A 22,873-nucleotide genomic window follows, 5' to 3' on the forward strand; every position below is an offset into this window, starting at 1 on the left:
CCTACTGTTTTTTCAGAAGCTTACCGATTCCAACAAAACGACTGTCCGTCTTATTCTTTCCAAGGACACGGTTCACTTCTTTTTCATAATCGAAGAACTTCTTAAAGTTTGCATATACCGGCCGCAGTTTGTCTTTTCCGGCTTTCTTCTTCGCCTTCGCTTTGAAGTTAAGAAATGCCTGTAAATGCAGCCGGTACTCTTCATCCACTCTTCTTAGTTCAACGGATTTCATTAACAGGTTGTATTCGGGAATCGTCAGTTTATTTACTTCCTCGAAGCTTTTCATGCCCAGATAGCGAAAACAGTTTAATGCGATTTCCTTATACTTTTCTCCAAAATCTTCTAATTCTGCGTCTCGGCTTCCGCCAGTTCCTTCTCCACCTGTTCCACAAGGAATTTCGTTGCTTTCTTCGTAACATTGGCTCCTAATAAAAAATCCTTCACCTTGTCAAACAGTTCATCGATATCTGTATCCGGATCTTCCACATAGGCTTCCAGAGCCGCCGGTGTGATTCGCGGATTCTGCCCCTTGTTCGCTGTGTTCAAAATCATTACAAGTGCTTCCACGTCACCACCGAGCATCTCTGCCGCATAATAATTGAATCCAACGTCCTTTTTCATGCCCGGAACTTCTTTCACCGGAACTGCGATCATTTTATTCATATCTCTTAAAAAGCCAATACCAAACTTAAACTCATATGTCTGCCCATTGATTACTAATTCTTCCATTGTCTTACTCCTTTCGCGAAAAATGAGGATACCGCAATGTGTATCCTCATGTATATTATCTTACTCATGCATATTACTCGTATATATTACGGACCTGTCTTCTGGGTATCTGCAAATACATAATTTGCAAGCTCCTGCTGTTCCTTCGTAACTGTCGCATAACCAGCTTCGCCTTTTCCGTTACATCCGAATGTAAGTGAAACTTCTACATTGTCTTCTGCATTGGATGTATATTCCAGTTCTGTAAGATACCCCTGGAAATATTTTGCTTTGAATTTTTCTGCATCTGAAGATGTTCCTTTTTCAAGCAAATTCACTTCCCAGATCTCCAGAAGTTCATCGTTGTCCAGTGCCTCTTCCAGCTTATCAATGGTTGTATCCCCTTTTGCCAGAATACTGGTCGCAGTGATTTCAACTTCCAGTGCGCCCGGTGTACGGATCGTTCCATCTTTTGTGGCAGTTGTATCTGCATCCTTGGACTTGGTACGTCCGTTTTCTGTCGTAAATGCGATTCCTTTCGCACTCTCTGTTGCCGCTTCTTTTAACAGACGGTATAAGTAAATGATTTTTTTACCCTGTACCGCCTCTGTGTTACTTTCTGAAAATACCTGCAATCCCTGCATTTCTTTCCTTCTCATTTTCATCATCCTTTCATGAAAAACTAAATTCAAACTCCAGCACACCGTGCAAGAGTGCCTGTTTCGTAGTGGTGTCCGGAAGGATCCTCTGTTCAGCAAGCTTTACTGACCAGCTAAAGTTCCGTGTGTGTTCTAAGCTCCGGCACAACTCTTTTATACTCAGCATGATCTGAGAGACCGTACCGCGCTTTCTCGGATTGTCGTGCCAGACATGGACCGTCTGACTCACTTTTCCGATGATCGCGTCCTTCGTGTCCTGATCCGCCTGCGTAGTTGCTCCGAGATATACAAATGGATACGCCGTTCCTTCCGGCGGCAAAAAGGTGTCGTAAACACCAATGCCTGTATTTTTATATTTTTCTTTCAGCGCGATCAGCAGTGCGCTGAATATTTCCTGCTGCGGATCCATTCTCTCACCTCACCAGTTCATTTAAATCTTTGACAAATTTCTTCTTCTGCTCATCGTAAGCGGGCTTCAGATAAGGCTGCGCCTCCATGAATCGTGTACCGTATTCAACGTAAGCTGCATAGTCTGCCGCAGGCTCTACCTCTGCTGTCATTCCATTGTCTGTAACATCCAGTCCAATACTTCGTTTTAAATTACCCGAATCAACCGGCGCATTTTTCTGTGTCTTCCCTTGCAACTCTGCGCCGTTCCTTCTTACGACTGTTCGCACTGCTCCGAGGTCCATATTCCGCTTAAGTTTCGCCTCCAGCTTGTCAAAGCCGTCTATCCTTACTCCTGCCACTACAATACCTCCGATACGACAAAAGACTGCTTCGTCCGCAGTCTTCTGCTCATGTCAACTGTATAAATCTTCTTTCCAATCCGTATCCTGTCAAACGGATCTAAGTAATGATTCTGTAAATGTATGGTCAAACTTCCCTGTTTCAGCCCACCGTACACTAACTGCATTGTCTCTGTTCCGGTATCCATCACAGATGCCATCAGCTCAGTTTCGCTTACATGCTCATCTTCATAATCGCCTGTATTCGGATCATACTCACCGGATGTGATCATCTGCATAAAAACAGGTGTATCATATCTCACAGAAACCTCACCTTGCCTTTCGTTATCTCTTTCTGGTTGTCCAGATATGAACGGATATCATCCATATATCCGGCAAAATCATTATCAGACCAGGAAAGGCTTTCTCCCTCTACGGTATGAGAAGAAAGCCCTTCTGATCCAATCCGGTTGAATCGTATGATTGCAACGTCCAGAATGATATAATTCAGTTCTTCAGGAGGTTCGATCCCGCCAAGCAAAAGTTTCAGCCGGCTCTTTGCTGCAGTTAAAATCAACTGCAGCTTTTTGTCCTGGCTTACATCTTCTTCCGGCAAGCCGAGCAATGCTTTCAGATTATCCAGCATAGCCTGTCCCTCCAAACTTTACTCTCCTACGCTCACGACTACATCACCGGAACGAACGGCTTTGTAATTCTGATCACATTCAACCAGAGTGATGTGATGAGAGGCAGTTGACGCAATCTCAGATTCGCCATCCCATTTAGTCCAGTTCTTCACATCCATTCCGCAAGTTACATTTGTAGCAGATGCCGCATCCTTATATTTCCAGCTATTTCTCGGAGACATCAACTGTTCTTTCACAGACAGTTTTGTCAGTCCTGCTCCTGAACCAGCTTCTGATGTTACATCCAGCGTTCCTAATGTCTGTGTATCAGAGCTACCGACTGAAATATAAGCAATTGCATCCAGATATTCACAGAAAAGACGTAAGCCCATGATTGCAAAGTTATCAGAAATCATACGTCCGTAAGTGCCCTCTGTATGGAATCCGATAAAGCCTGTCTCCGCATCCGTTGTAAATGCAAGGCCGGCTCTTGCGAACTCTGAATCTCCCGGATCAACATAGTATGCAGCAAGGTTGTTGAGCGGTGTCGCAACTACAACATTCTGCGGAATCTCAGATGTAATAAACACAACGTCTGCTCCAAGGAAATCTGTCATATACTTAAATCCAAACGCTGTCTGCAGAGTGATGTCAGCAGCTCCAAGGTATTTATACACATCCAGCGTATTTACCCATACAGCAACACCAGTAGCTCTAACCGTTGTACCTCGTCCTTTTGTCGTCTTCGCTCTTGTCTGCTTCGCTGGAACTTCGTGGCGATTTTATTTCTTTCAGCCTTATCTTCTGCAAACTCCAATTCGTGTAAAAAGTCCTGCAGCCTCTTGTCTTCTTTTCCAACAGCTTCACGAGCCATCTCATACTCTGACTTAACCTGATCAATATAATTTAAGAATCCCTGTAACAGTTCGGAAGGCTGTCTTTGCGTGTTTTTCACTTTGCGTCACCTTCTTTCTCCGGTACACCCAACAGTCCCCTTTCCAGTTTCTCCATGTTATAATCACGCCCCGAAAAATTATTTGCCTTATTCTTCTGTCCGGATCCGGGCTTTCTTTTTCCTGTTTTCAGTTCGTAGAATCCTTTATATCCTCCCGCCGTAGCCTTCTTAACGATAGCGATCTGTTCCTCTGCCTTGTCGCTCAGTGTTTTCAGATCATCCCTCAGAGCCTGTATCTGTTCCGGAAGGATTTCTCCATAATTATGTTCACGGACAAGAAGGTACATCTGAAAAGCCTGTTCAAGTTCTGGATGTTGAAATGCTATATTATTATTTTTATTATTTACTTTACTTTTCTTTGTGTCATTTTTCTCGGAATTTAATGAGTTTTTCCCGGAAAAATCCTTGTATTTTCCGGAATTTTCTTCAAAAAGTGTGCACTTAATAAAAGGTTCTGTATCTTCTTCATTTAGAAGCCAGTACCTGCCTACTTCTAACGGCGTTCTACTCTTTCGCATTCTTTCTTTAATACCAAGCTGATACCGCCTCTGTATCCCGGCAGAGGTCAAGACCTTGTCCAAACTAAAAAGTGTGTTATCAAACAGTGACCGTTTTAGCAGGAAGTTCAAGACCTGCTTCACCTTATTCTGATCTATCCCGAGTTCATCGGAAATGATATATTCAAAATCATCATCCACCTTGATGTAATATCCCTGACGATAGATCTCGCACAGCAAGAATAAATAAATCAATACTCCATCGGATTTGTATCTTGCTTTCAAAATCCGAATCTTATTATCTTCAAAAAAATCTATATCAAATGGAAAGTAAAGAAGGCCTTTTAGTCTCGGTCTCGCCATGTCGCACCTTCTTTCCTAATTCGCATATTCCTCCACTGTCACATCCAGTCCTTCTATTGCCGAATATGCTTTCTTAGCTGCCACCAGAACAATCTGCGTGTCATCGTGGTAAGCTACGCCATTCAACGCATCTGCTACAACCTTTACGATGTTGTCCACATCTGGCTTCTTAAGCGGAAGTTCTTTTCCCTCCAACATAAGTGCAGCACGCTTTTTGCTTGTACTCTTCGGAGGGGAGAATCTGGCTACGATCCGAAGTGTTACCGGCTTTCCCTGTTCCAGGAACATTCCGCCGCATGCATTCAAGAACTGGTTCTTAATATAATTTTCATACAGCAGGTCTTTTTCCGGTGTGTAAGACATTGTATTTCCGGTATGTTTATTCCGGACTGTCTTCGCTCTCGCTTTACCCTGTGGTTTTCCCGGCACATGAAATGTCACTGATTTCACTGGCTGCTCCTTTCTTCCTGCGGATGCTGAATTGCTTCAGATCATCCACAGGACATCTGCATGGTTTACAAGTTACTTTTGTGATACACTTCCATAGGAAGTTGCAAGCTTAAGCAATTATCGTAATTTTATGTTCCTCAATCTGATCACTTAATTCATATTCCAGATAATCTTTAATTTTCTTCATAACTACATTCTTCCACAAACCACCATCGGCTTCTACCAGTTTAAATGCCGGTCCCCTGTCATTATCTTTAATGCGGAATATATAAGAACTCTCTGGCTGTTCGATTTCCGCAAATGTACGATATGGTCTAAGTTTTACCGGATTCGGCACGATTACATCACTCAGTTCTACACCCGCTTTAATCGTCGTTTTTTGTGAAACTCCATCATCAGAATAATTTGCTGTTGTTCCAGATTTGATATTCCCAGATACCTGCATAATAGTAAGCAGATCCTCTGTCTGTAAAAAGTTTGACTGCAATTCTATCAGAAAACGTTCCTGATCATAATAATTGTCAAATGCAAATTCATTTACGATTGCTTCTGCAACCATTAAACTTTCTCTTTTTCTCTCATCGATTAACCCTGAATACAAGCTCACTCTGGTTGGGCTTACTACATGGAGAATAGATGTTTCTCTTAATTCTTCTGGTTTCCCCTTAATGTAATCTACTAATGCTGTCAATGTATTTACCGAAAGGCTACTTGCCATAGGGAATCTGTGATATCTGACGAGATCTCTTGTACAATATGTACTTCCTTCTATCTCCACAATTTTCGGTTCCATACTCTTTTCTTTCAATCCTGTAATGTACTGCAATGCGTCTCTTAATCCTTCTACCATCTACCAATTCCTCCTTATGCTTTCTTCCTCAAATCAACAACTTTATTTTCGACAATTTCACCCGTAGTTGCATCTACTTTGTTTCCATCCACTTCCACTACGCTTTCAGGGACAACTACCGGCACGTCATTTATAGACATCTGCCCCGGTATCTGGTTTCCCATTTCAACGGCTTCTACTTCTCCGGTCTGCAGGTTTTTACCCATACTAAATGCTGTGACAGCTCCAAGTGCCGGTGCAAGCGTTGTCTTTGTCTGTACACCGGTAGCAACAAAGTTACGCTCTGCATTTGGTTTAAATGCAATTGTAACTGTAATTTTTCTTGCAGCACCGGCATCCGTGTTAGGATTTTGAATGTTCTCTGTTACCTCTTCAATGGCCCTGTTCACCTGTGCAGAAAATGCTCCATTTGCAAATTTCTCTAAATCTACATGTTTCATCACTTATGTACCTCCTGTGTTATTTATTGAAAAACTCCGACTCAATATCGGAGGAATCCCCCTGTGCCTCTTCCGCATCTATGTGTACTTCCTGCAACTCCTGATCCACAACCACGTCAGCTGCTTCTGCATCAGTTGTGTTATTTTCTACATAATCTACAGATCCATCTTCCTGAATAACTGCCATGTCTTTATCAATTGCCTTCTGCAGATCGATACTCATGGTTCCCCATTTACTGATCAACTGACGAAGCATTGTTTTGTGCGCCATACCATCAAAATCCTTGAACCAGAAGGAAGAATATTTCCATAAATCTTTTTCTGGAATTTTCCCCTGTTCTAACAGTTCCAACGATTTTGCTCCACCATTCTTATAGAAAGCAAACGAATATTTTTCTGCATGTGCCAACATTTTCTGTTTCGACCAATAAATGCTATGTCTATATCCATTCACTTCCTCGAACATTGCATAATATCCGATTGTCGGAGTGCTTTCTCTTTCGTAGTCATCTTCGATCAGATTTACTTCCAGTTCTTCTTCCAGCGGATTATAAGAAATCAATTCTCCTTCTTTTATAGAAACAACATTGATCTTTTTGTATACCCCACTTCTCTTAGCCAACTGAATATATCCCTTATATCCGAGCTGAAACTGTGCTTCCTTACATCCCTTTTTCTTATTGTCGAATGGGACCATATAAAACTGTCCAAGCTGTGGCGACGGCGAAAGATTCAAGGCCTCTCCTAGCAATGCTGCTGATAAAATACTTGGATTTGTACACTCCTGCAATGCCGGAGTTGTCTGGACTGCAGATACAATACTGGAAATGAATCTTGTTCCGTTCTTTCCGCCAACCACACTGTTAATCTGCTTTTTAACAGCATCCTGCGTCAGATAAGCTGTTAAGCCAGTCTTTGCCGTTTTCTTTACCAAACTGTTACTTACTGCCATATTTTTATTCCACCTTTCCAAATCTTAAATGATTTTCTTTCATATAATCACGCAGAGCCATCAACTGCTCTTTCGTTCCCCATACACGGAAGTCCAAACACATCAGGTTTTCTTTTTCAACTGTTGCTTCCGGCGCTGTATCCTCTGCTGTTGTAACCTCTGCTGCATCTGCCGCCGCAACCGGCTCTGCGTTCTGCGCTGCCAGTTCTGCTGCTTTTCTTTCTTCTTCCGCTTTCTCTTTGGCGAGACGTGCTTCCTCTTTCCGCTTCTGGATATCCGCAAGCTCCTGTCCTTTCCGGATTGCCTGTGTAAGATCCAGTGTCTTCTTATAGACTTCCAATGCTTCAAAACTGAACTCCTGAAGATGATTGATCGTTCCAACCTCTTCGCCGATCCGGTACATGATATCCTTCATCTGGCTTTCTACCTTGGATAATGGCACAGATGCATTTAGCCATTTTTCATCCCAGATCATTTCGACTGTTACGAAATTCTGAAAACCAATTGTCTTAAATAATTCCTGTACTTCTTTTCGCTTTTCTTCCCGTTTCATCTGCTCGACTTCTTTAATCTGTGCATCAATCAGCTTAGCCGGTTCATCGATCAGTACAGTGACTTCTTTTAACTGTTTTTCAAACCGATTATACGGTTCCATACACAGCTTTTTGACTCTCTTGCGTTCGTCTTCAAATGCAGCCTTTAGCTTATTCAGGTTTGCTCTGTCCTGTTTTGCTTCTTTAATAGAGTTCTCTGTAAATACAAGTCCTCTGTAGTCTTCCATCATGGCTGCGATTCCGGCTTTGATTTCTTCATGGTTCCACTCGATTTCCCGCACGAATCCATCTTCCTGCGGACTTAAAATCTTTAATTCCAACATAAAATACCTCCTATATTATCGGGATGGTTCGCGGAGGCATCCTGTCGCTCTCCACGAATCCCCAAAATTTCTTTTCTTCCCGAAGTAGCATGGCAAGATCCTCTTCCACTTCTGAGCGTTCTATAAAATAATGCCTGACTGCGGTCTGCCTTTCGCCGCCCCAGTCTGTATTCAAATGTGCTCTTAAGACTACGAACTGCCAGCCGGTAACTAGCAAATAATGCAGTATCTGCGTGTAATAGTTGTCCGGGATACGCTTTTTCCATTTCTCGTACTGTGTAGATCGTAAAATATTGGTGGTCTTGATCTCCAATATTCCTTTTCGACCGTTCTGGTCTGTCAGCTCTCCATCTAAGGAAGCCTGCATGAATGGATATTTCTTACTCTGCAATATCCGGAATTCATGATGCTCCACTTCGTATTCCGGATAATCCAGTTTGAAAAGCTCACGTATATACTCCTCCGCTTTTTTTCCATAAATCACATAAGGCTTGTCCGATATATCTTCCGGTACTGTCCTTCCGGTTTTTTCTTCAAACAGATCGATATTACTTTTATATGGATTCTTTCCCATAACTGCACTGGCATCACTGCCGCCTATTCCATTCATTCTGCCTTTCAGCCAATGTTCTTCATCTTCAAAATCGTAGATCTTAAAAATATCATTCATGCTTGCTTCCTGATCTGCCTTTCACCTGTAATTCTTTCTTGTACTCTTCACATTCCTGGCACTCACATTTTTCGCCCGGATCAAGATTCGCCCCGCAAAAAGGACATTCATTGTAATACATTTATTCTTCTCCTTCCTCCAATATCGGAAAATCATTCAAAAGCTTATCCATCCACTGCCTTGCATCACTTTCCGTAAATCCGGTAAAATCCTCACCGACTACCAGCGCAAGAAGGACATCTCCCGCGATTGGATTGCCATGCTCCTGTGTGCCGTAAAAGTAGCTGCCAACTACATTTAACGGTAACCTCTTCCAGAGTCCTTCCTCATCCACCAGCATGATCACCGGTGCCTTATAATACTCGTACATGATCTTTGTATGTACTGTTTCAAAATGTCCGCCGAGTTCTTTCTGAATGGCTTTATAATCACTCATATTGATGTCGATCATGCGGATTTTATTATCTGTCGTGATTTTCAGTGTTTTCATATTTGACTAATTTCCTTTCTTCGTTTAAAATACAATTGACTAATTTCTTTTGTGCCGGATTCGGGTTCTTCCCTTTCTGGCACTCTTTTTATATGCTTTTAAAATACTGTGCCTGTCCGGCTTCGACTCTTAATCCGGAAGTTCCGATCTCCAGATTGTACGGACCGGCTGCTGCATCATTGGTATATCCAAATACATCACCGTCCAGCACCTGCACCGACACATGCCGGATACCATGCTTCGCAGCCACTCTCCGGATGTCTTTCATCGCCCGGACTACATCTGCATCTGTAGCAAATCCAAGCCATTTTTCTTTCATGCTCTGCACTTTTTCACCTTCTCTTTAATAAAATGTCATAAATATCACCACCCAGAATCCAACTACTGACACGCCGATCAGCGCTACCAGGATTCCGAGAATCCAGCAGAATACTTTGTACGCCATCTGCTTTCTTCTTTTGTATCTTTTAATTCCCTGCTCTCTCATCAATATCCAATAAAGAGCCAGTGGAGAAACATCAAAACTGCCGCCGCGTAACAGGACAGACAGATCAGCAGTGCACTCTGCGTCGCTTCGCTCATTTTTCTCTTTCTTCTCATGCTCTATCTCCTTTCTGATCTTATACAGATCTTGTTTAAAACCTTGTTTGACCTTGTTTAAAGCTTGTCTTACTTTAACCGCCTAAGCGGTTTTCTCTTTTAAGTCCTTTAATTTTCCAACGATGAAATCCGAAAAGCTCCGGACAATCCGGTTCACCTCTTCCGGTGTCTTATCCCGGTATGCATCATCGGAGATATGGCAGGTGCAGCCATTGTTGTTCATTGTTTCTACAATCATCTTCCTGCCCTCCTGTGTTCTTATTTCATGTTATGTGGTACAGTTTGTACTTGTTGCGGTTCTCTGGTATAATTTTCCTATCAAATGATGAAAGGAATATTGAAATGAACGAAGACTTCTCCAACATAAATCTTTACCGAAAGGAACGATTCAAACTATTTTGTATGCGTTTCAGAAAATGCGTTTCCGGCAAATTTCTAGGTGAATCCTTATACGGATTATCTCGAATTAAATTTATCCAAGCTGTTTATGAATTTGAAGATGCTGTTGCTACGCAGCATCCAAAGGAAACGTTTTACCAACTTACGGATAGATATTTTCGCTATTGTGTATATCGACGAAATAAATTTTATGATGGTAAAATATGGCCTTTTATCATTTCAATAGCCACTTCGGTTATTACTGCTATCGTTACGTCATACATCACTTCAAATATAGCAGTGCAATCAATATTGCATTAACTGCTAAAAGTACTCCAATGATACTTCTGTAAATCTGCCGCCTACGGTATATCATTTTGAAGAATTTCTCTTCTTCCACCGATATGCCGTAGAAGTCGAAAAAACCGTCACGTTTTTTCTCCTCATTCTCCATCTGCTCATCTCCTTTCTTCTGAACCTGTTTCATCTGTTGCGAATAAGTAATCTAATGATTTGTCTGGAAATTTTTCTTTCATATTTTTCTACCTTATTTTTCAACATTTTGTGTAAGAACGAATGTTTTTATACATTATATAGTATTTTAATATTGACTCATCGCTATATTAGTAGTAATCTTGTATTAGAAGCTTCAAAAATCTAATAGAAAGGAATTGTTCCAATATGTCAAAATCAAAAATTGTAACCTATGACTTGTGCAACTCTGGCAAAAATTACGATGAGCTATACACCTATTTAAAACAATATCCGTGGGCTCATATTACAGAATCCACTTGGTTTATCTCCACCGAAAAAACTTGCGTTACTATTCGCAACGAAATTAATCAAATTATTGATAATGATGATAGAGTTTTTGTTGGTGAATTAACTGGTGTAGCCGCTTGGCGGAATACTCAATGCAGTTCTGAATTTCTTAAAGAACATCTTTAATGCCTAGCTTTGAGAGTTGTTATATACAGCTCTCTTTTTTATTGTTATTTCTTCAACAGATTCATCAATATACTTAACTACCTCGCGTTTTAATTTATCAACACTACAAAATTCTTCCTTGCTTCCTTGCGCCTCTTCGTCTACTATCAGAATCACTTCTATCACTCTCCTTTCTCAATTCCAAAAAGATAATTTGCATCAATTCCAAACTCTCTTATAACTTTTAATATCGAACTTATATCCGCCGCACGCATGATTCTTCTGCCATTTAACATGTCGTTTAGCTCTTGCGCTGTGTAACCCGCTCGATTTGCAATCGACGTTTGTTTAAGTCCTTTTTCAGTTATAGCTTCTTTTAATCTAATTGCGACTATACTGTTTGATGATGTTATATCAAGCAACTTATCCACCTCCTTCAAATAAACAAGTTTCTTGTTGTTTTAAATATTATTACAAGTTTCTTGTTTTGTCAATACCTTTTTAACAATTTTCTTGTTATTCAATATTGACACAGCAAGATTTATGAAATACAATACCTATATAAAATAAATGAAATGAGGCGAAATAAATGAGTGTTGGTAGCAGAATAAGAGAATTGCGAGAAAGTAAAGATATTTCCCGAAGCGAATTAGCAGAAGCCATAGGTGTAACCGTCGGTGCCGTTTCAAATTACGAAAACGAAGTCAGTTCTCCCAAAGAACCTATTTTATTTAAAATAATGAAAGCTCTTAAATGTGACGCTAATTACCTTTTTCAAGATTCTATCAACTTTCCTAATATGGATCTCACCGTTTCGGTTGCTGAGCGTGATCTAATAAAAAAATACAGAGATCTTGATTCATTTGGGCAAGAAACCGTTTCTTATATTTTAAACAGAGAATCTGAACGTGTTAAAAATATTCAAAAAATCTTATGTCGTTCATTTTCAACAAACGAGCCATCCTATTTGATGACAGATGCAGCGCAACCGCGTACAGATATTTCAGTTCCCGAAGATGAAGATACGTCTGATGACGATATCATGAGTGCTGAAGATTTCTAAGTCCTTTTTATTGAACAGGTGAGTTATTATAATTATCTTGGAGGTGTTTATGATGAATGCTTATGAAGCACTTTTGGATGAAGCCTGCGATATGGGACTTACAGTAAAAGAAAAACCATTAAAGTATAACAACGGTCGGATCAAAGGAAACCGGATTGCAATCCGACAGGATATCGATACAACAACCGAAAAAGCCTGCGTCCTTGCCGAAGAGCTTGGTCACCACTACACTTCGGTTGGAAACATCATTGATATGGATAGCTCTTCCAATCGGAAGCAAGAACGACAGGCAAGATTATGGGCATATAACAAACAGATCGGACTCAAAGGTCTGGTCAGAGCATACGAACATGGTTGTACTGCCAGCCATGAGATTGCAGAATATCTGGATGTCACAGAAGAAGCTCTGCAAGAATGCATTGAATTTTATCGGGATAAATACGGGGAATACAAGACAGTTGAACATTACATCATATTTTTTATTCCGCATCTGGCAGTGTTGAAGAAGATATGATTGCCTAGAGCGATTATATAGAAGGAGTGAAAACATATGAAAAAGAAAATTTTAGCAATCAGTTTAGCAACCTTAATGGCAGTGTCTCTGTCAGCTTGTAGCAGTAGTGATTCTGGATCATCGGATAAATCCGCTCAAAAAACTACTGAAAAGTCTACTGAAAAGACTACTGAAACTAAGAAAGAGACAAAGAAAACCTACGAAAGTATCTTAACCGACTACACAAAGAAAATTAAAAAAGCTACACCTGGTCTAATCAAGGAATACAAGAAGGATTCAAAAGGTGTAACAGATATGAACAAACTCGCAAAAATTTGCAATGCAAAAGTAGAAAAATTAGCAAAGATTACAAACGATGGAGTTGAGGAAATGGCTAAAGTCATGCAGGAAAATGGAGATAAATATGAAATTTACGAATCCTGGGCTGGTAAGTTACAGGATGTATATACAGACTACGCCGGAAAAATCCAAGATGCTTACATGGATTCTGCTACAAAATAATCCTTAACTGAAATTCAATGCTTAGGTCTGACTCGTATACTTGACACATTCTTTTGTGCGGTATAATATATTTTATACAAAGCGTCATGCACGCACAAAATCATGATCTTGCCTATATGGCATCAAGAGTCAGACCTCGTAGAAATACGAGGTCTTTTACGTTACCAGATATGATTCCAAGAAAGGAGCGATCTTATGCCATTATCAAAATCAAACACATACACAATTGAAGATATCTACGCTCTTCCGGAAGGAAAAAGGGCGGAACTGATTGATGGACAGATCTATGATATGGCACCGCCGAGTTATCAGCATCAGCGACTCGTGATGAAGCTTTCCGCCACATTGAGAAACTATATTAAATCAAAAGGTGGATCATGCGAGGTCTTCCCTGCTCCGTTTGCGGTATTTATCAAAAAGGATGATACGAATTATGTAGAGCCGGATATCAGCGTAATTTGCGATAAAAACAAAATCTCTAACCGCGGATGCGAAGGGGCACCGGATTTTGTAATCGAAATTGTATCTCCGAGCAGCCGCAAGATGGACTACTCGTTAAAAAATGCATTATACTCAGACGCTGATGTCCGCGAATACTGGATTGTTGATCCAGCCAGAGAACGCACTACTGTATACCGATACGAAGAAGATGTTGCACCGATTATCATTCCTTTTGATAATTATGTAAAAGTCGGAATCTATGGCGATCTTAAAATCTGTATTGCGGATCTGCTGAAATAAAAAAATCGCCTCCACACAGTGAAAGCGATTAATGACAGCTAGTTCAGAATATCATAAAAAATAATACATTGCAAAGGGAAAATGCATTTTTTATGTTTTTTTATTATAAAAATGTTGATTTTTTTCTACTTTGGGCATATTATAATTGTACATCACAATATGTGATGCTTAATTGAATTTTTGCGAAATGCGAAAACACAGTAACATGTATAAGTTACGTTAAACGCGTCCCAGGTAGTAAGTCCCCAATATACGGGTAAGGCTGAAACCTGGGATTTTTCAATATAAGGAGGAAATATGAAAACAGCTATACTTGTAGATGGCGGCTTTTATCGCAGGCGAGCTTACGCAGCATTTGGAGATAAGCCACCGAAAGAACGAGCCGATGAACTTTGTAACTATTGCAGGAGACACTTGCACACTCACGGCGAATCAAATGAACTTTATAGAATATTTTATTATGATTGCCCTCCTATGACGGCGCAAATATATCATCCATTAACAAAAAAGGCTGTCAATTTTGCAAAATCAGATACATATATCTGGGCAAATGATTTTTTCAACGAATTAAAAAGAAAGCGAAAAGTTGCATTACGGATGGGAGAGCTTTCCGAGCAGAATGCTCATTATATATTAAAAAACAACGTACTTAATAAACTTATGCGCGGGGATATAGCTGTTTCTGATATAAAAGAATCCGATTTTCTTTTTGACGTTGAACAGAAAGGTGTTGATATGAGAATTGGATTGGATATTGCGTCACTTTCTTATAAAAAGCAAGTCGATCAAATAGTTCTCATCTCTGGAGATAGCGATTTTGTATCAGCCGCCAAACTTGCACGTAGAGAAGGCATCGATTTTATACTTGATGCACTTCATACAAATATTAAGCCAAACCTATTCGAACACATCGATGGTTTGCGCACATGTGATAATGCATTTAAACCGAAAACAAAATAAAATAAGAAAACCGCCCCTGCTACCAACAGGAACGGTCTCTCGAATACTATACAGTGCCTAGGCACGATATAATAATCCCTGAACAAGAATATTATATCACATTTCCCCGGCACCGTGTAGGTGTTATTTTTGTACTCATTTTTAGTGCGACGTCGCACATATATACTAAGGAAAGGTGATACATATGCAATATGAAGAATATCTTATCTATCTCCGGAAGTCCCGAAGTGATGCTTCTCTGGAAGCTATGGGCGTGGATGTCCTGGAACGGCATGAGCAGATCTTACTTGATCTTGCCAAACGAATGAACTTATCCATTGGCGGGATTTATCGTGAAGTCGTTTCCGGAGAGTCTATATCCGCGCGTCCGGAAATGCAGAAGCTTTTATCTGAAGTTGAATCCGGACGTTGGGAAGGTGTACTCGTAATGGAAGTGGAACGTCTGGCGAGAGGTGATACTGTCGATCAGGGAATTGTTCAAAGAGCTTTCCAATATTCCGGAACGAAGATCATCACTCCAACAAAGACCTATAATCCAAATAATGAATTTGACGAAGAATACTTTGAGTTCGGACTCTTCATGAGCCGGAGGGAATACAAGACAATCCGCCGCCGGATGCGCGCCGGTGTGACTGCTGCCGTGAAGGAAGGAAAATGGCCGTTCAATCAGGCACCCTACGGCTGGCAGCGCGTGAAGCTCGAACATGGGCGTGGATGGGTTCTCGCTCCGGATCCGGACGAAGCTCCGGTCGTGAAACTTATCTTCCAGCTCTATACCGGTCCCGATCGCATCGGAATTACCCACATCTGCAGATATCTGGACAACCGGGGAATCAAGCCAAGGAACGGAGATACCTGGCTGGAATGCAGCGTCATGGGAATCTTAAGGAACATTGTCAATGATCAGCGAGTCGGCATTGGGCGAAGAAAGGTTATAAAGCAGGTCCAGAACGGTTCTGTCAGTAAGGTGCGTCCTCACAGTGATTACGATTTCACTGCTCCAGGACTGCAGCCACGATTGATTGATCATGATGTATTTCTGGAAGCGCAGGAGTATCTCGCCAGGAACTCTCACAAGCTGCCGGAGTCTTACGGCATAAAGAATCCTCTTGCCGGAATCCTGGTCTGCTCCTGCTGCGGAAAGAAAATGCAGAGAAGACCGGCTTCCAGGGACGGCTCTTCCGGAAGATGTCCATATGACGTTTTAATGTGCAATACCAGAGGCTGTCCCACCATCGGCTCAACGCTTGAGCTGGTAGAGCGTGAACTCATACAGGCACTATCCGACTGGGTAGCTGGATACCAGTTAGATCCAACTCTGGAAGTTGAGAACAAAGTTCCGGAAAAAGAACAGCTTCTCTCTTCTGCTGTCAGCAACCATGATTTATTATTAAAGCAAAATGGAAACTTATACGATCTGTTGGAACAGGGAGTCTACACCACCGAGATCTTTCTGGAGCGTTCACACGAATTGCAGAAACGTATCAAAGAATCGGAAGCACATATAGAAATTCTAAAAAAAGATCTGGAATATGAAAAAGAGAAAATAGCAAACATAGAGAACTTCATCCCTTCCTGCAAGGAACTTCTCTCCTGCTACTGGGACTTATCCGTCCAGGACCGGAACAAAGCTCTGAAAATGCTCCTGGAAAGTGTCGAATACACGAAAACGAAGCGAAATCGTAAGGGAGATAAGGATAATCCTACTTTTACACTGAATTTAAAGCCCCGAATCCCGCGTATTTAGGGGCTTTTTCATTAGCGACAACATTTATGGGCGCAAGAACTGGCTCACTTAGAAATCGTCTGTGCTATTGTTTATCAACTTACAAAAAATATGACAATGGAAGAATTAGAAAAATCCGGTTTTGATAAATATTATGTAGATCATACGCTTGCACTCTGGCCACAGTCTGCCGGCGGTGTTCCTTGGAGCGCCACTACTTTCCAGTCCAAAGGTGATCCCATCACCGATTTAAGCGAAGATATGGCTGCGGAGCAAAAAGCACGTACAACCTACGATAACATTCTGCGCCTTGTCAAAGATCCGGAAGTCTGCGAACCAATCCGTTTCCTGCGTGAACGCGAAATCGCACACTATCAACGTTTCGGTGAAAGTCTGCGCATCGTACAGGATCATCTGGACAGTAAAAACTTCTATGCGTTTAACCCGGAATTTGACCTCCGGGCATGTTTCAAAAACAAAAACTAAACAGAAAAAGGATTCCCGGAAAAATTCCGGAAATCCTTTTTATTATTTCAATAGCATATATACAATTACTGCTGCTACAACTACGATTGCAATTCCAAGAATGATTACAGGCGCTTTGGAAAGCTTCTCTTCTTCCTCATAAACATCATCGTAATCATAATCTTCTTCTACTCTTGCAGTTTTTTTCTTTTTCTTTCTGCCATCTTCTACTGCTAACAGTTCATCATATGCTTTGCGCATCTCATCTTCACGTTTCTTACGAACGCTCTTTGGTGGAATATTCGAATACTTCTGTTCCTGCTCTTCCTCTTCCTGACGCTGCATAGATGCTTCCTTAATAGATCTGTGCAATGTTTCCTGCGTTGCCGGTTCTCTTCTTTCCGGAGCATGCTTCTGTTCTTTCCTGTTCTGTGGTACTTTGAACTTCTTCTTGCAATTATAACATAACAGGTAATTTGGATCTTTTTTACCCGGCCGGAGCTGTTGGCCGCAAATCGGACACTTCATTGGTATATTTTGCCTCCTCATATCGTAATCTACTTAGCATTATACTACAAATCACAGAAAATGGCAAAAACATTTCTCTTACTGTGTATTTTACTTATTGTGTGCTTTTTCCAAGTGTAACTTTCACGGTACGCTCTTTATAACTTCCATTTGAATTTGGAACCTGGATCGTCACTTTAACTTTCTCGCCAACTTTGTAATACTGCAGTTCTTCTTTTAATGCAGACATACTGTCCACTGTTGTTCCTTCCAGTTCTGTGATTACGCATCCCTTTGTGATCCCTGCATTTTTTGCTCCTCCGCCAGAGATAACATTAGATACATACACACCTGTTGGCATATTATACATCTGCGAACTGTCGGAAGTCACATCCACGCCTTCAATTCCCAGATATCCCTGCTTGCCTTCTGCTACTTTTGTTTTTGTCTTCTGATTCATCAGATTTTTAATTACATCACTTGCGCTGGAAATTGGGATCGCATATCCCATGCCTTCTACTGCATCTGTCGCGACCTTAGCAGTATTAATACCAATCACTTCACCCTTTGCATTCAGAAGTGCGCCACCACTGTTACCCGGATTAATTGCTGCATCTGTCTGGATAAGTTTGCCACTAACTCCATCCAGTGTACGTCCGGTTGCTGATACAATACCTGTTGTCACAGACTGACCGTAACCAAGTGCGTTACCAATTGCAATAGCCGTCTCTCCGACCTGCACTTTTTCTGAATCTGCAAGCGTTGCAACTTTAATTTTATTTAATGTAGAATCTTTGATATCACTGAGCTTTACAGCGATAACTGCAAGGTCTCTGGAAGAATCTGTTCCCTTTACCTGTGCTTCCACACTCTTATTGTCAACAAAAGAAACTGTCAGCGTTTTATTACTTTCCACTACATGGTTGTTCGTTGCAATTAGAAGTTCTGAATCTGTCTGGGAAATAATAATACCAGAGCCTACACTCTTGCTTTCCTGCTCCTGCACTCCACCAAAGAAATTCTGGACCTGCTGTACACTTAAATTGGTAATTGATACAACCGATGGCATTACATTACTTGCAACTTTGGAAATATCTGAGCTTGTTGAACTACTGTCTGAACTTGTTGTAATCTTTGCACTGTTTACAGTTGCAACTTCTTTTGTCTTACTGCCTGATGTGCCGAAAACCTTGCTACCCACAAGATTACTTGTCTGAAAAGCCGCACTTGCTGCCACACCAAATGCCAGTCCGAAACATACTGCTTTTACCCAATGTGATGTTTTCTTTTTCGGTGGTTTCTCATCCTGCGGCTGATACTGATAACCTCCCTGTCCATTTTGATTCTGATCGTCCTGATCCGGTGTATAATAAGTATATTGATTTTCCATAAATCATTACTCCTTTCACTACTTCGTTTATACTAAGTAGTCTAATCTATAATTGTGTTTAAACTGTGATAAAACTATGTTTAAACCTTAAAAAACAACCTGGATCAAAAACATATATAATGCCGTACCAACACCAATACTTAACAGGTTATTACGTTTCCATACATGAAGTCCTGCCGTCACTGCCACAGCAAGAAATTCTGGTATGCCATGTGGCGATACAAAAACTGGTGTATTCTTTAGGCAGTAAACTACTAACATCCCGATCACCGCCGGAGTCAGTACTTTTCCCAGATACTGGATCACTGGCGGTATTTCTTTTCCTTCTGGAAACAAGAGAAACGGAAATACTCTTGTTCCAAAAGTTGTCAATGCAACTGCCAGAATAATAATTGCTGATAACGCTGCATTTACTGGCATGACAGGTTCACCTCCTTCTGAAGCTGTTTTTTCGATACAAATAAAATCATTACAATTAATAACATGGATGGCAGTACAAATCTGGATGCCCCGAAAATCTGCAATCCAATAAATGCTGCTGCCACTCCGATAATTTCCGGAATCCGGTTCTTTTTATCCAGCCACTGTTCAATAAAAATGACAACAAACAATGCCGTCATTGCAAAATCAATTCCCTCTGAATTAAATGGCAGTACACTTCCCGCCACTGCACCAATGATTGAACCAGCTACCCAGTACACCTGATCCAGTGAAGCAATCGCAAACAGGAATTTTCCTTCATCAATGCCTTCCGGAATCTTCGTCGTACACAAAAGGGAATATGTTTCATCTGTCAGGCTGAAAATCATATACCATTTTTTCTTTCCCATACCATTAAATCGTTCCAATAAGGAAATTCCGTAAAAAACATGACGGATGTTAACCATTAATGTCATAAAGACAACCTGGAAAATTGATATTCCGGGAACAAAAAAATTCACAGCAAGATACTGTCCGGAACCTGCATATACAAGAATACTCATAAGCGCAGCCCATAAAAATGAATATCCCTTTTCTGCAAACATAACTCCGAATGCTACTCCGATAAATATATATCCGGTCAAAACCGGAATCGTATATGGGAATGCTTTTTTGTATGCCTCTCTGTATCCTTTCATCTTATTGCTCGCTCCTTTTTTCATCTTATGTATCCAAATGCCGTTTTCTTCGTTGTATAGACACAGGTAAACTTCCGGCACTGTAATGCTATACATAAAAGCCAGATCCTTTTGCAAAGATCTGGCTTCTCGCTCTCTATCAAGAATGATTCAGTGCTTTCTGTAACTCCTTTACCGATTCCGCAAGTAATGCATCCGACTTCAGTGCCGTCTGATACTGTCGGCGGCTCTTTTCAAGCAGTGCTTTCACATCATGTTGTCCGGCAAGCAATTTTATATGGTCAATCTCCTGCCTATCCAGTTGTTTCACCCTGACCTGGAAATTCTTTCCATCCTTTTCCGTAATATACAAGGTTCCTACTCCCGGAAGCTCTGTATAGACCTGCTTAATCTTCATCCGGTACATTACAAATGCTACATATGTATCTGCATATTCTCCATCTTTTATATAAATCTGGAGATGATTGTATGTTTCTACAAAGTCCGTCTTCTCTGCTATACATCTGTAATAATCTCTTACCGCCTGTCTTAATTCCGGCGATCTATTCTTACGCAGAGGATTCAGTTGTTCAACTTTACATCCCATATTTCTTGTTCTGCGCTTTTCTCTTACTATCTTTTGTGCTTTCTTCTGTGTGTTATCTCCCGTAAGTCCGATTCCGGTGCTCAACAAGATCAGGATAAAAAATAAGAAAAGCAGGCATCTTCTGCTTTTTCTCTTCTGAATATTCCTGTCTGTGAAGCCCGCTCCTAACGCACCTTTCATAAGAGTACCTCCACATACTATGCACTTTTAAAATACACACCCGGGCGGATTCGAACCGCCGCTCCCGCCTCCGGAGGGCGGTGCTCTATCCCCTGAGCTACGGGTGCATGACAATTTTCTTCAAACTGCATTATTTATACTACCATATTTTTCTTTTAAAGTAAAGGAAATGCTATAGACATTTCGTACATTTCCTTTACTTTATTATTTCTACTTTTCCTGATTCTTTTTACAATCTCAACAACTAATAAATGTTTTTTTACAGCCAATTTATACATTGGATTCTTTTATGCCTTCATATCAGCATATTGCAAGCCGGTCCTCTATTCTGTCATAATAATAGGCATGATTTTCAAGAATTTCTTCCGGCAGTACACAGGCTGCATTAATGCTTGCAACCATTTCGTTCAGATTCATGCAGTCATCGGTCTCCTTTTCGGGAACAATGATCACTTCATGCACACTGCTTGGCAAGACGTAAAAGTTTTCCTTCAGATATGTACCAATCTGATTTAAACATCCTGGATATATCATAGTTGCTGCCCCGAAACTTTTCTTTTCATTCGTCAGTACATACATTCTTGCAGCTTTATCTACAGCAATTCCTTCTTCGGAAAGCACATTCTGTATTGAATGAAATCTTGCCGGAAGGTGTTTTTTCATATTCATCATTGCAATTGCAAGAAGTTCCTTTTCATCTACGTTCCATTTTTCCATTGTTTCATTGCTGATCTGCATGGAAGCCATGCCGTCTTTGGTTATCTCTAAAAGTATGTAGAAAATAATCTCCAGATCCAGAATCGGCACATGTGGAATTTCTTTCAAAAATTCTTCATTCCTACTTCTCTGGACAAGCCTGAATACGATCTTATTCTTTATCTTTTCATAATTAAAAATCTCCGGCTCTTCCCATGACTGATCAAATTTCACTTTTTCATATACATTTAGAACTTCTTTTGCCAGCTCATCTACCTGGCTTCCAGACCGGTACTGTTCATAATAACCTTCCAGATAAATCGTCGGCGAAACATTCACACGCTGTTCTGAAATCACCAGACCGCTCCGGATGATTCCATTATTCTTTTTATTGTTGCATAATTCGACAGACAAAAGACATCCTGCCATTTCTTTCACACTTTTTTCCAATGCCTCAGTAAATTGATGATAAGTCATATTTCTCCTCTTTGGCCATTGTTGTAGTTATCTTCCGGAAATTGATGCGGGAAAATCCGCTTTTTACATCTTGTAGAAATTTAGAATAAATATTATGGTTTTATTATTATAAAAAAGCCTTGCAGAAAATGCAAGGCTTTTTTAATATTTCTTTTAACTCGAAAAGATTAGTTTGCTCTGGATAAGTACTCTCCGGAACGTGTATCGATCTTAATCTTCTCTCCCTGCTCAACAAATAACGGAACAGCAACCTGTGCACCGGTCTCAACAATAGCCGGTTTGTTTGCTCCCTGAGCTGTGTTACCTTTGAATCCAGGCTCCGTCTCTGTAACAACCAGTTCAACAGTAAGCGGTGGCTCGATTGCGAAAGGTTTCTCCTGATATAAACTTACAGTAACTTCTTCGTTCTCTTTTACGAATTTCAGAGAATCACCAACATCTTCTGTCCCTACGGCGATCTGGTCAAATGTCTCATTATCCATGAAATAATACAGATCTCCATCATTGTACAGATACTGCATTTTCTTTCTCTCAATATATGCTTCCTGGAAAGACTCTGTAGGACGGAATGTTGTCTCTACTACACCACCGTTGATGATATCTTTTAATTTAACACGAACAAATGCTGCACCTTTTCCTGGTTTAACGTGCATGAAATCAATAACCTGACATACTTTACCATCAATCTCCAGTGTCATACCATTTCTAAATTCACCTGCTGACTTTGTTGCCATACTTTTATCCTCCTTAAATTATGTGTTTTCACACTTTATCAATTC

The 22,873-nt window shown here is 40.7% G+C and carries 37 protein-coding genes, 1 tRNA gene and 1 pseudogene; 8 read left to right on the forward strand and 31 right to left on the reverse strand.

The features are described from left to right. Position 1: 1 nt before the first annotated feature. The 21 genes from H8S07_RS01110 to H8S07_RS01205 all read right to left on the reverse strand — a co-directional run bounded on the left by H8S07_RS01110 (position 2) and on the right by H8S07_RS01205 (position 10,697). Positions 2–286, reverse strand: a complete 285-nt coding sequence (locus H8S07_RS01110) for a hypothetical protein (protein WP_199537843.1) — start codon at positions 284–286, stop codon at positions 2–4. A 56-nt stretch (positions 287–342) separates the two neighbouring features. Then, complete coding sequence (locus tag H8S07_RS01115) at positions 343–729, reverse strand: tail assembly chaperone (RefSeq protein WP_186855242.1); 387 nt, start codon at positions 727–729, stop codon at positions 343–345. Between the two features lie 86 nt (positions 730–815). Beyond that, positions 816–1,367, reverse strand: coding sequence for a phage major tail protein, TP901-1 family (locus H8S07_RS01120; protein WP_118287810.1), 552 nt, complete (start codon positions 1,365–1,367; stop codon positions 816–818). 13 nt (positions 1,368–1,380) lie between these two features. Continuing rightward, the gene (locus H8S07_RS01125) at positions 1,381–1,776 is read right to left on the reverse strand and encodes a DUF3168 domain-containing protein (protein ID WP_186855243.1); all 396 of its coding nucleotides are present in this window, start codon (positions 1,774–1,776) and stop codon (positions 1,381–1,383) included. 4 nt (positions 1,777–1,780) lie between these two features. Beyond that, positions 1,781–2,116: an HK97-gp10 family putative phage morphogenesis protein gene (locus H8S07_RS01130; protein WP_186855244.1), complete on the reverse strand. Its 336-nt coding sequence runs from the start codon at positions 2,114–2,116 to the stop codon at positions 1,781–1,783. After that, positions 2,116–2,418, reverse strand: coding sequence for a hypothetical protein (locus H8S07_RS01135; RefSeq protein WP_186855245.1), 303 nt, complete (start codon positions 2,416–2,418; stop codon positions 2,116–2,118). Before H8S07_RS01135 ends, H8S07_RS01130 begins: the two co-directional genes overlap by 1 nt. After that, complete coding sequence (locus H8S07_RS01140; RefSeq protein ID WP_243175940.1) at positions 2,415–2,756, reverse strand: phage head-tail connector protein; 342 nt, start codon at positions 2,754–2,756, stop codon at positions 2,415–2,417. Before H8S07_RS01140 ends, H8S07_RS01135 begins: the two co-directional genes overlap by 4 nt. A gap of 3 nt (positions 2,757–2,759) precedes the next feature. Continuing rightward, a complete protein-coding gene (locus H8S07_RS14720) occupies positions 2,760–3,398 on the reverse strand; it encodes a hypothetical protein (protein ID WP_186855246.1) in 639 nt (212 codons plus the stop codon). 11 nt (positions 3,399–3,409) lie between these two features. Further along, the gene (locus tag H8S07_RS01150) at positions 3,410–3,676 is read right to left on the reverse strand and encodes a hypothetical protein (RefSeq protein WP_186855247.1); all 267 of its coding nucleotides are present in this window, start codon (positions 3,674–3,676) and stop codon (positions 3,410–3,412) included. After that, positions 3,673–4,536 carry a DUF4373 domain-containing protein gene (locus tag H8S07_RS01155; RefSeq protein ID WP_186855248.1) on the reverse strand — a complete coding sequence of 288 codons (864 nt, stop codon included), beginning with the start codon at positions 4,534–4,536 and terminating at the stop codon, positions 3,673–3,675. The genes H8S07_RS01150 and H8S07_RS01155 overlap by 4 nt, the downstream gene beginning before the upstream one ends. 15 nt (positions 4,537–4,551) lie before the next feature. Further along, the gene (locus H8S07_RS01160) at positions 4,552–4,986 is read right to left on the reverse strand and encodes a RusA family crossover junction endodeoxyribonuclease (RefSeq protein WP_118519709.1); all 435 of its coding nucleotides are present in this window, start codon (positions 4,984–4,986) and stop codon (positions 4,552–4,554) included. A gap of 109 nt (positions 4,987–5,095) precedes the next feature. Then, a complete protein-coding gene (locus H8S07_RS01165; protein WP_186855249.1) occupies positions 5,096–5,836 on the reverse strand; it encodes a hypothetical protein in 741 nt (246 codons plus the stop codon). A 14-nt stretch (positions 5,837–5,850) separates the two neighbouring features. Then, positions 5,851–6,276 carry a hypothetical protein gene (locus H8S07_RS01170; protein ID WP_186855250.1) on the reverse strand — a complete coding sequence of 142 codons (426 nt, stop codon included), beginning with the start codon at positions 6,274–6,276 and terminating at the stop codon, positions 5,851–5,853. Positions 6,277–6,295: 19 nt separating this feature from the next. Then, entirely contained in the window at positions 6,296–7,228 is a 933-nt protein-coding gene (locus tag H8S07_RS01175) for a recombinase RecT (RefSeq protein ID WP_186855251.1), read from the reverse strand. Positions 7,229–7,232: 4 nt separating this feature from the next. Beyond that, positions 7,233–8,105: a DUF1351 domain-containing protein gene (locus tag H8S07_RS01180; protein WP_186855252.1), complete on the reverse strand. Its 873-nt coding sequence runs from the start codon at positions 8,103–8,105 to the stop codon at positions 7,233–7,235. A 10-nt stretch (positions 8,106–8,115) separates the two neighbouring features. Beyond that, positions 8,116–8,775, reverse strand: coding sequence for a YqaJ viral recombinase family protein (locus H8S07_RS01185; RefSeq protein WP_186855253.1), 660 nt, complete (start codon positions 8,773–8,775; stop codon positions 8,116–8,118). Continuing rightward, complete coding sequence (locus tag H8S07_RS14585) at positions 8,768–8,896, reverse strand: hypothetical protein (RefSeq protein ID WP_279287623.1); 129 nt, start codon at positions 8,894–8,896, stop codon at positions 8,768–8,770. Before H8S07_RS14585 ends, H8S07_RS01185 begins: the two co-directional genes overlap by 8 nt. Continuing rightward, positions 8,897–9,265, reverse strand: a complete 369-nt coding sequence (locus tag H8S07_RS01190) for a DUF3846 domain-containing protein (protein ID WP_186855254.1) — start codon at positions 9,263–9,265, stop codon at positions 8,897–8,899. An 88-nt stretch (positions 9,266–9,353) separates the two neighbouring features. Then, positions 9,354–9,593: a hypothetical protein gene (locus tag H8S07_RS01195; protein ID WP_186855255.1), complete on the reverse strand. Its 240-nt coding sequence runs from the start codon at positions 9,591–9,593 to the stop codon at positions 9,354–9,356. Positions 9,594–9,947: 354 nt separating this feature from the next. Continuing rightward, complete coding sequence (locus H8S07_RS01200) at positions 9,948–10,103, reverse strand: hypothetical protein (protein WP_186855256.1); 156 nt, start codon at positions 10,101–10,103, stop codon at positions 9,948–9,950. Between the two features lie 423 nt (positions 10,104–10,526). Further along, a complete protein-coding gene (locus H8S07_RS01205; RefSeq protein ID WP_186855257.1) occupies positions 10,527–10,697 on the reverse strand; it encodes a hypothetical protein in 171 nt (56 codons plus the stop codon). Positions 10,698–10,924: 227 nt separating this feature from the next. On the opposite strand from H8S07_RS01205, the gene H8S07_RS01210 reads away from it, so the two are divergent. Beyond that, positions 10,925–11,191 (forward strand): CRISPR-associated protein Cas2, encoded by a 267-nt coding sequence (locus tag H8S07_RS01210; RefSeq protein WP_186855258.1) that lies wholly within the window; start codon positions 10,925–10,927, stop codon positions 11,189–11,191. 3 nt (positions 11,192–11,194) lie between these two features. On the opposite strand, the gene H8S07_RS01215 is transcribed toward H8S07_RS01210, so the two are convergent. After that, a complete protein-coding gene (locus tag H8S07_RS01215) occupies positions 11,195–11,347 on the reverse strand; it encodes a hypothetical protein (protein ID WP_186855259.1) in 153 nt (50 codons plus the stop codon). A gap of 5 nt (positions 11,348–11,352) precedes the next feature. Continuing rightward, positions 11,353–11,592, reverse strand: a complete 240-nt coding sequence (locus tag H8S07_RS01220) for a helix-turn-helix domain-containing protein (RefSeq protein WP_186855260.1) — start codon at positions 11,590–11,592, stop codon at positions 11,353–11,355. A gap of 167 nt (positions 11,593–11,759) precedes the next feature. Here H8S07_RS01220 and H8S07_RS01225 point away from each other — a divergent pair, with 167 nt between their 5' ends. The 7 genes and pseudogenes from H8S07_RS01225 to H8S07_RS01255 all read left to right on the forward strand — a co-directional run. After that, positions 11,760–12,233, forward strand: a complete 474-nt coding sequence (locus tag H8S07_RS01225) for a helix-turn-helix domain-containing protein (protein WP_186855261.1) — start codon at positions 11,760–11,762, stop codon at positions 12,231–12,233. 52 nt (positions 12,234–12,285) lie between these two features. Beyond that, positions 12,286–12,747 (forward strand): ImmA/IrrE family metallo-endopeptidase, encoded by a 462-nt coding sequence (locus tag H8S07_RS01230; protein ID WP_186855286.1) that lies wholly within the window; start codon positions 12,286–12,288, stop codon positions 12,745–12,747. 36 nt (positions 12,748–12,783) lie between these two features. Further along, entirely contained in the window at positions 12,784–13,248 is a 465-nt protein-coding gene (locus tag H8S07_RS01235) for a hypothetical protein (RefSeq protein WP_186855262.1), read from the forward strand. A 195-nt stretch (positions 13,249–13,443) separates the two neighbouring features. Then, entirely contained in the window at positions 13,444–13,989 is a 546-nt protein-coding gene (locus H8S07_RS01240; protein ID WP_186855263.1) for a Uma2 family endonuclease, read from the forward strand. A gap of 297 nt (positions 13,990–14,286) precedes the next feature. Continuing rightward, positions 14,287–14,949, forward strand: a complete 663-nt coding sequence (locus H8S07_RS01245) for an NYN domain-containing protein (RefSeq protein ID WP_186855264.1) — start codon at positions 14,287–14,289, stop codon at positions 14,947–14,949. 184 nt (positions 14,950–15,133) lie between these two features. Continuing rightward, the gene (locus tag H8S07_RS01250) at positions 15,134–16,696 is read left to right on the forward strand and encodes a recombinase family protein (protein ID WP_186855265.1); all 1,563 of its coding nucleotides are present in this window, start codon (positions 15,134–15,136) and stop codon (positions 16,694–16,696) included. 33 nt (positions 16,697–16,729) lie between these two features. Continuing rightward, a pseudogene (locus tag H8S07_RS01255) lies at positions 16,730–17,161 on the forward strand (manganese catalase family protein); the annotation flags it as partial. Between the two features lie 42 nt (positions 17,162–17,203). Here H8S07_RS01255 and H8S07_RS01260 read toward each other — a convergent pair. The 8 genes from H8S07_RS01260 to efp form a co-directional block, all read right to left on the reverse strand. Beyond that, complete coding sequence (locus tag H8S07_RS01260) at positions 17,204–17,668, reverse strand: hypothetical protein (RefSeq protein WP_021861584.1); 465 nt, start codon at positions 17,666–17,668, stop codon at positions 17,204–17,206. A 94-nt stretch (positions 17,669–17,762) separates the two neighbouring features. Further along, the gene (locus H8S07_RS01265; RefSeq protein ID WP_186855266.1) at positions 17,763–19,037 is read right to left on the reverse strand and encodes a S1C family serine protease; all 1,275 of its coding nucleotides are present in this window, start codon (positions 19,035–19,037) and stop codon (positions 17,763–17,765) included. 87 nt (positions 19,038–19,124) lie between these two features. After that, positions 19,125–19,457, reverse strand: coding sequence for a branched-chain amino acid transporter permease (locus H8S07_RS01270; protein ID WP_118287766.1), 333 nt, complete (start codon positions 19,455–19,457; stop codon positions 19,125–19,127). Continuing rightward, the gene (locus tag H8S07_RS01275; protein ID WP_021861586.1) at positions 19,448–20,155 is read right to left on the reverse strand and encodes an AzlC family ABC transporter permease; all 708 of its coding nucleotides are present in this window, start codon (positions 20,153–20,155) and stop codon (positions 19,448–19,450) included. Before H8S07_RS01275 ends, H8S07_RS01270 begins: the two co-directional genes overlap by 10 nt. 139 nt (positions 20,156–20,294) lie before the next feature. Further along, complete coding sequence (locus tag H8S07_RS01280; protein ID WP_118287765.1) at positions 20,295–20,921, reverse strand: hypothetical protein; 627 nt, start codon at positions 20,919–20,921, stop codon at positions 20,295–20,297. A 35-nt stretch (positions 20,922–20,956) separates the two neighbouring features. Then, a tRNA-Arg gene (locus H8S07_RS01285) sits at positions 20,957–21,028 on the reverse strand. Positions 21,029–21,221: 193 nt separating this feature from the next. Next, positions 21,222–22,094 (reverse strand): DUF5688 family protein, encoded by an 873-nt coding sequence (locus tag H8S07_RS01290; RefSeq protein WP_186855267.1) that lies wholly within the window; start codon positions 22,092–22,094, stop codon positions 21,222–21,224. Positions 22,095–22,261: 167 nt separating this feature from the next. After that, the gene (efp, locus tag H8S07_RS01295) at positions 22,262–22,828 is read right to left on the reverse strand and encodes an elongation factor P (protein WP_021861589.1); all 567 of its coding nucleotides are present in this window, start codon (positions 22,826–22,828) and stop codon (positions 22,262–22,264) included. Between the last annotated feature and the right edge of the window lie 45 nt (positions 22,829–22,873).

This window comes from Dorea hominis (genome assembly GCF_014287705.1).
Taxonomy (GTDB): domain Bacteria; phylum Bacillota; class Clostridia; order Lachnospirales; family Lachnospiraceae; genus Dorea_D; species Dorea_D hominis.

Coding starts and splice junctions, on each gene's coding strand:
- H8S07_RS01110 (WP_199537843.1), bottom strand. CDS start 286: ATGAAAAGCTTCGAGGAAGTAAATAAACTGACGATTCCCGAATACAAC.
- H8S07_RS01115 (WP_186855242.1), bottom strand. CDS start 729: ATGGAAGAATTAGTAATCAATGGGCAGACATATGAGTTTAAGTTTGGT.
- H8S07_RS01120 (WP_118287810.1), bottom strand. CDS start 1,367: ATGAGAAGGAAAGAAATGCAGGGATTGCAGGTATTTTCAGAAAGTAAC.
- H8S07_RS01125 (WP_186855243.1), bottom strand. CDS start 1,776: ATGGATCCGCAGCAGGAAATATTCAGCGCACTGCTGATCGCGCTGAAA.
- H8S07_RS01155 (WP_186855248.1), bottom strand. CDS start 4,536: ATGGCGAGACCGAGACTAAAAGGCCTTCTTTACTTTCCATTTGATATA.
- H8S07_RS01165 (WP_186855249.1), bottom strand. CDS start 5,836: ATGGTAGAAGGATTAAGAGACGCATTGCAGTACATTACAGGATTGAAA.
- H8S07_RS01170 (WP_186855250.1), bottom strand. CDS start 6,276: ATGAAACATGTAGATTTAGAGAAATTTGCAAATGGAGCATTTTCTGCA.
- H8S07_RS01175 (WP_186855251.1), bottom strand. CDS start 7,228: ATGGCAGTAAGTAACAGTTTGGTAAAGAAAACGGCAAAGACTGGCTTA.
- H8S07_RS01180 (WP_186855252.1), bottom strand. CDS start 8,105: ATGTTGGAATTAAAGATTTTAAGTCCGCAGGAAGATGGATTCGTGCGG.
- H8S07_RS01185 (WP_186855253.1), bottom strand. CDS start 8,775: ATGAATGATATTTTTAAGATCTACGATTTTGAAGATGAAGAACATTGG.
- H8S07_RS14585 (WP_279287623.1), bottom strand. CDS start 8,896: ATGTATTACAATGAATGTCCTTTTTGCGGGGCGAATCTTGATCCGGGC.
- H8S07_RS01190 (WP_186855254.1), bottom strand. CDS start 9,265: ATGAAAACACTGAAAATCACGACAGATAATAAAATCCGCATGATCGAC.
- H8S07_RS01200 (WP_186855256.1), bottom strand. CDS start 10,103: ATGATTGTAGAAACAATGAACAACAATGGCTGCACCTGCCATATCTCC.
- H8S07_RS01205 (WP_186855257.1), bottom strand. CDS start 10,697: ATGGAGAATGAGGAGAAAAAACGTGACGGTTTTTTCGACTTCTACGGC.
- H8S07_RS01210 (WP_186855258.1), top strand. CDS start 10,925: ATGTCAAAATCAAAAATTGTAACCTATGACTTGTGCAACTCTGGCAAA.
- H8S07_RS01225 (WP_186855261.1), top strand. CDS start 11,760: ATGAGTGTTGGTAGCAGAATAAGAGAATTGCGAGAAAGTAAAGATATT.
- H8S07_RS01230 (WP_186855286.1), top strand. CDS start 12,286: ATGAATGCTTATGAAGCACTTTTGGATGAAGCCTGCGATATGGGACTT.
- H8S07_RS01235 (WP_186855262.1), top strand. CDS start 12,784: ATGAAAAAGAAAATTTTAGCAATCAGTTTAGCAACCTTAATGGCAGTG.
- H8S07_RS01240 (WP_186855263.1), top strand. CDS start 13,444: ATGCCATTATCAAAATCAAACACATACACAATTGAAGATATCTACGCT.
- H8S07_RS01245 (WP_186855264.1), top strand. CDS start 14,287: ATGAAAACAGCTATACTTGTAGATGGCGGCTTTTATCGCAGGCGAGCT.
- H8S07_RS01250 (WP_186855265.1), top strand. CDS start 15,134: ATGCAATATGAAGAATATCTTATCTATCTCCGGAAGTCCCGAAGTGAT.
- H8S07_RS01260 (WP_021861584.1), bottom strand. CDS start 17,668: ATGAAGTGTCCGATTTGCGGCCAACAGCTCCGGCCGGGTAAAAAAGAT.
- H8S07_RS01265 (WP_186855266.1), bottom strand. CDS start 19,037: ATGGAAAATCAATATACTTATTATACACCGGATCAGGACGATCAGAAT.
- H8S07_RS01270 (WP_118287766.1), bottom strand. CDS start 19,457: ATGCCAGTAAATGCAGCGTTATCAGCAATTATTATTCTGGCAGTTGCA.
- H8S07_RS01275 (WP_021861586.1), bottom strand. CDS start 20,155: ATGAAAGGATACAGAGAGGCATACAAAAAAGCATTCCCATATACGATT.
- H8S07_RS01280 (WP_118287765.1), bottom strand. CDS start 20,921: ATGAAAGGTGCGTTAGGAGCGGGCTTCACAGACAGGAATATTCAGAAG.
- H8S07_RS01290 (WP_186855267.1), bottom strand. CDS start 22,094: ATGACTTATCATCAATTTACTGAGGCATTGGAAAAAAGTGTGAAAGAA.
- efp (WP_021861589.1), bottom strand. CDS start 22,828: ATGGCAACAAAGTCAGCAGGTGAATTTAGAAATGGTATGACACTGGAG.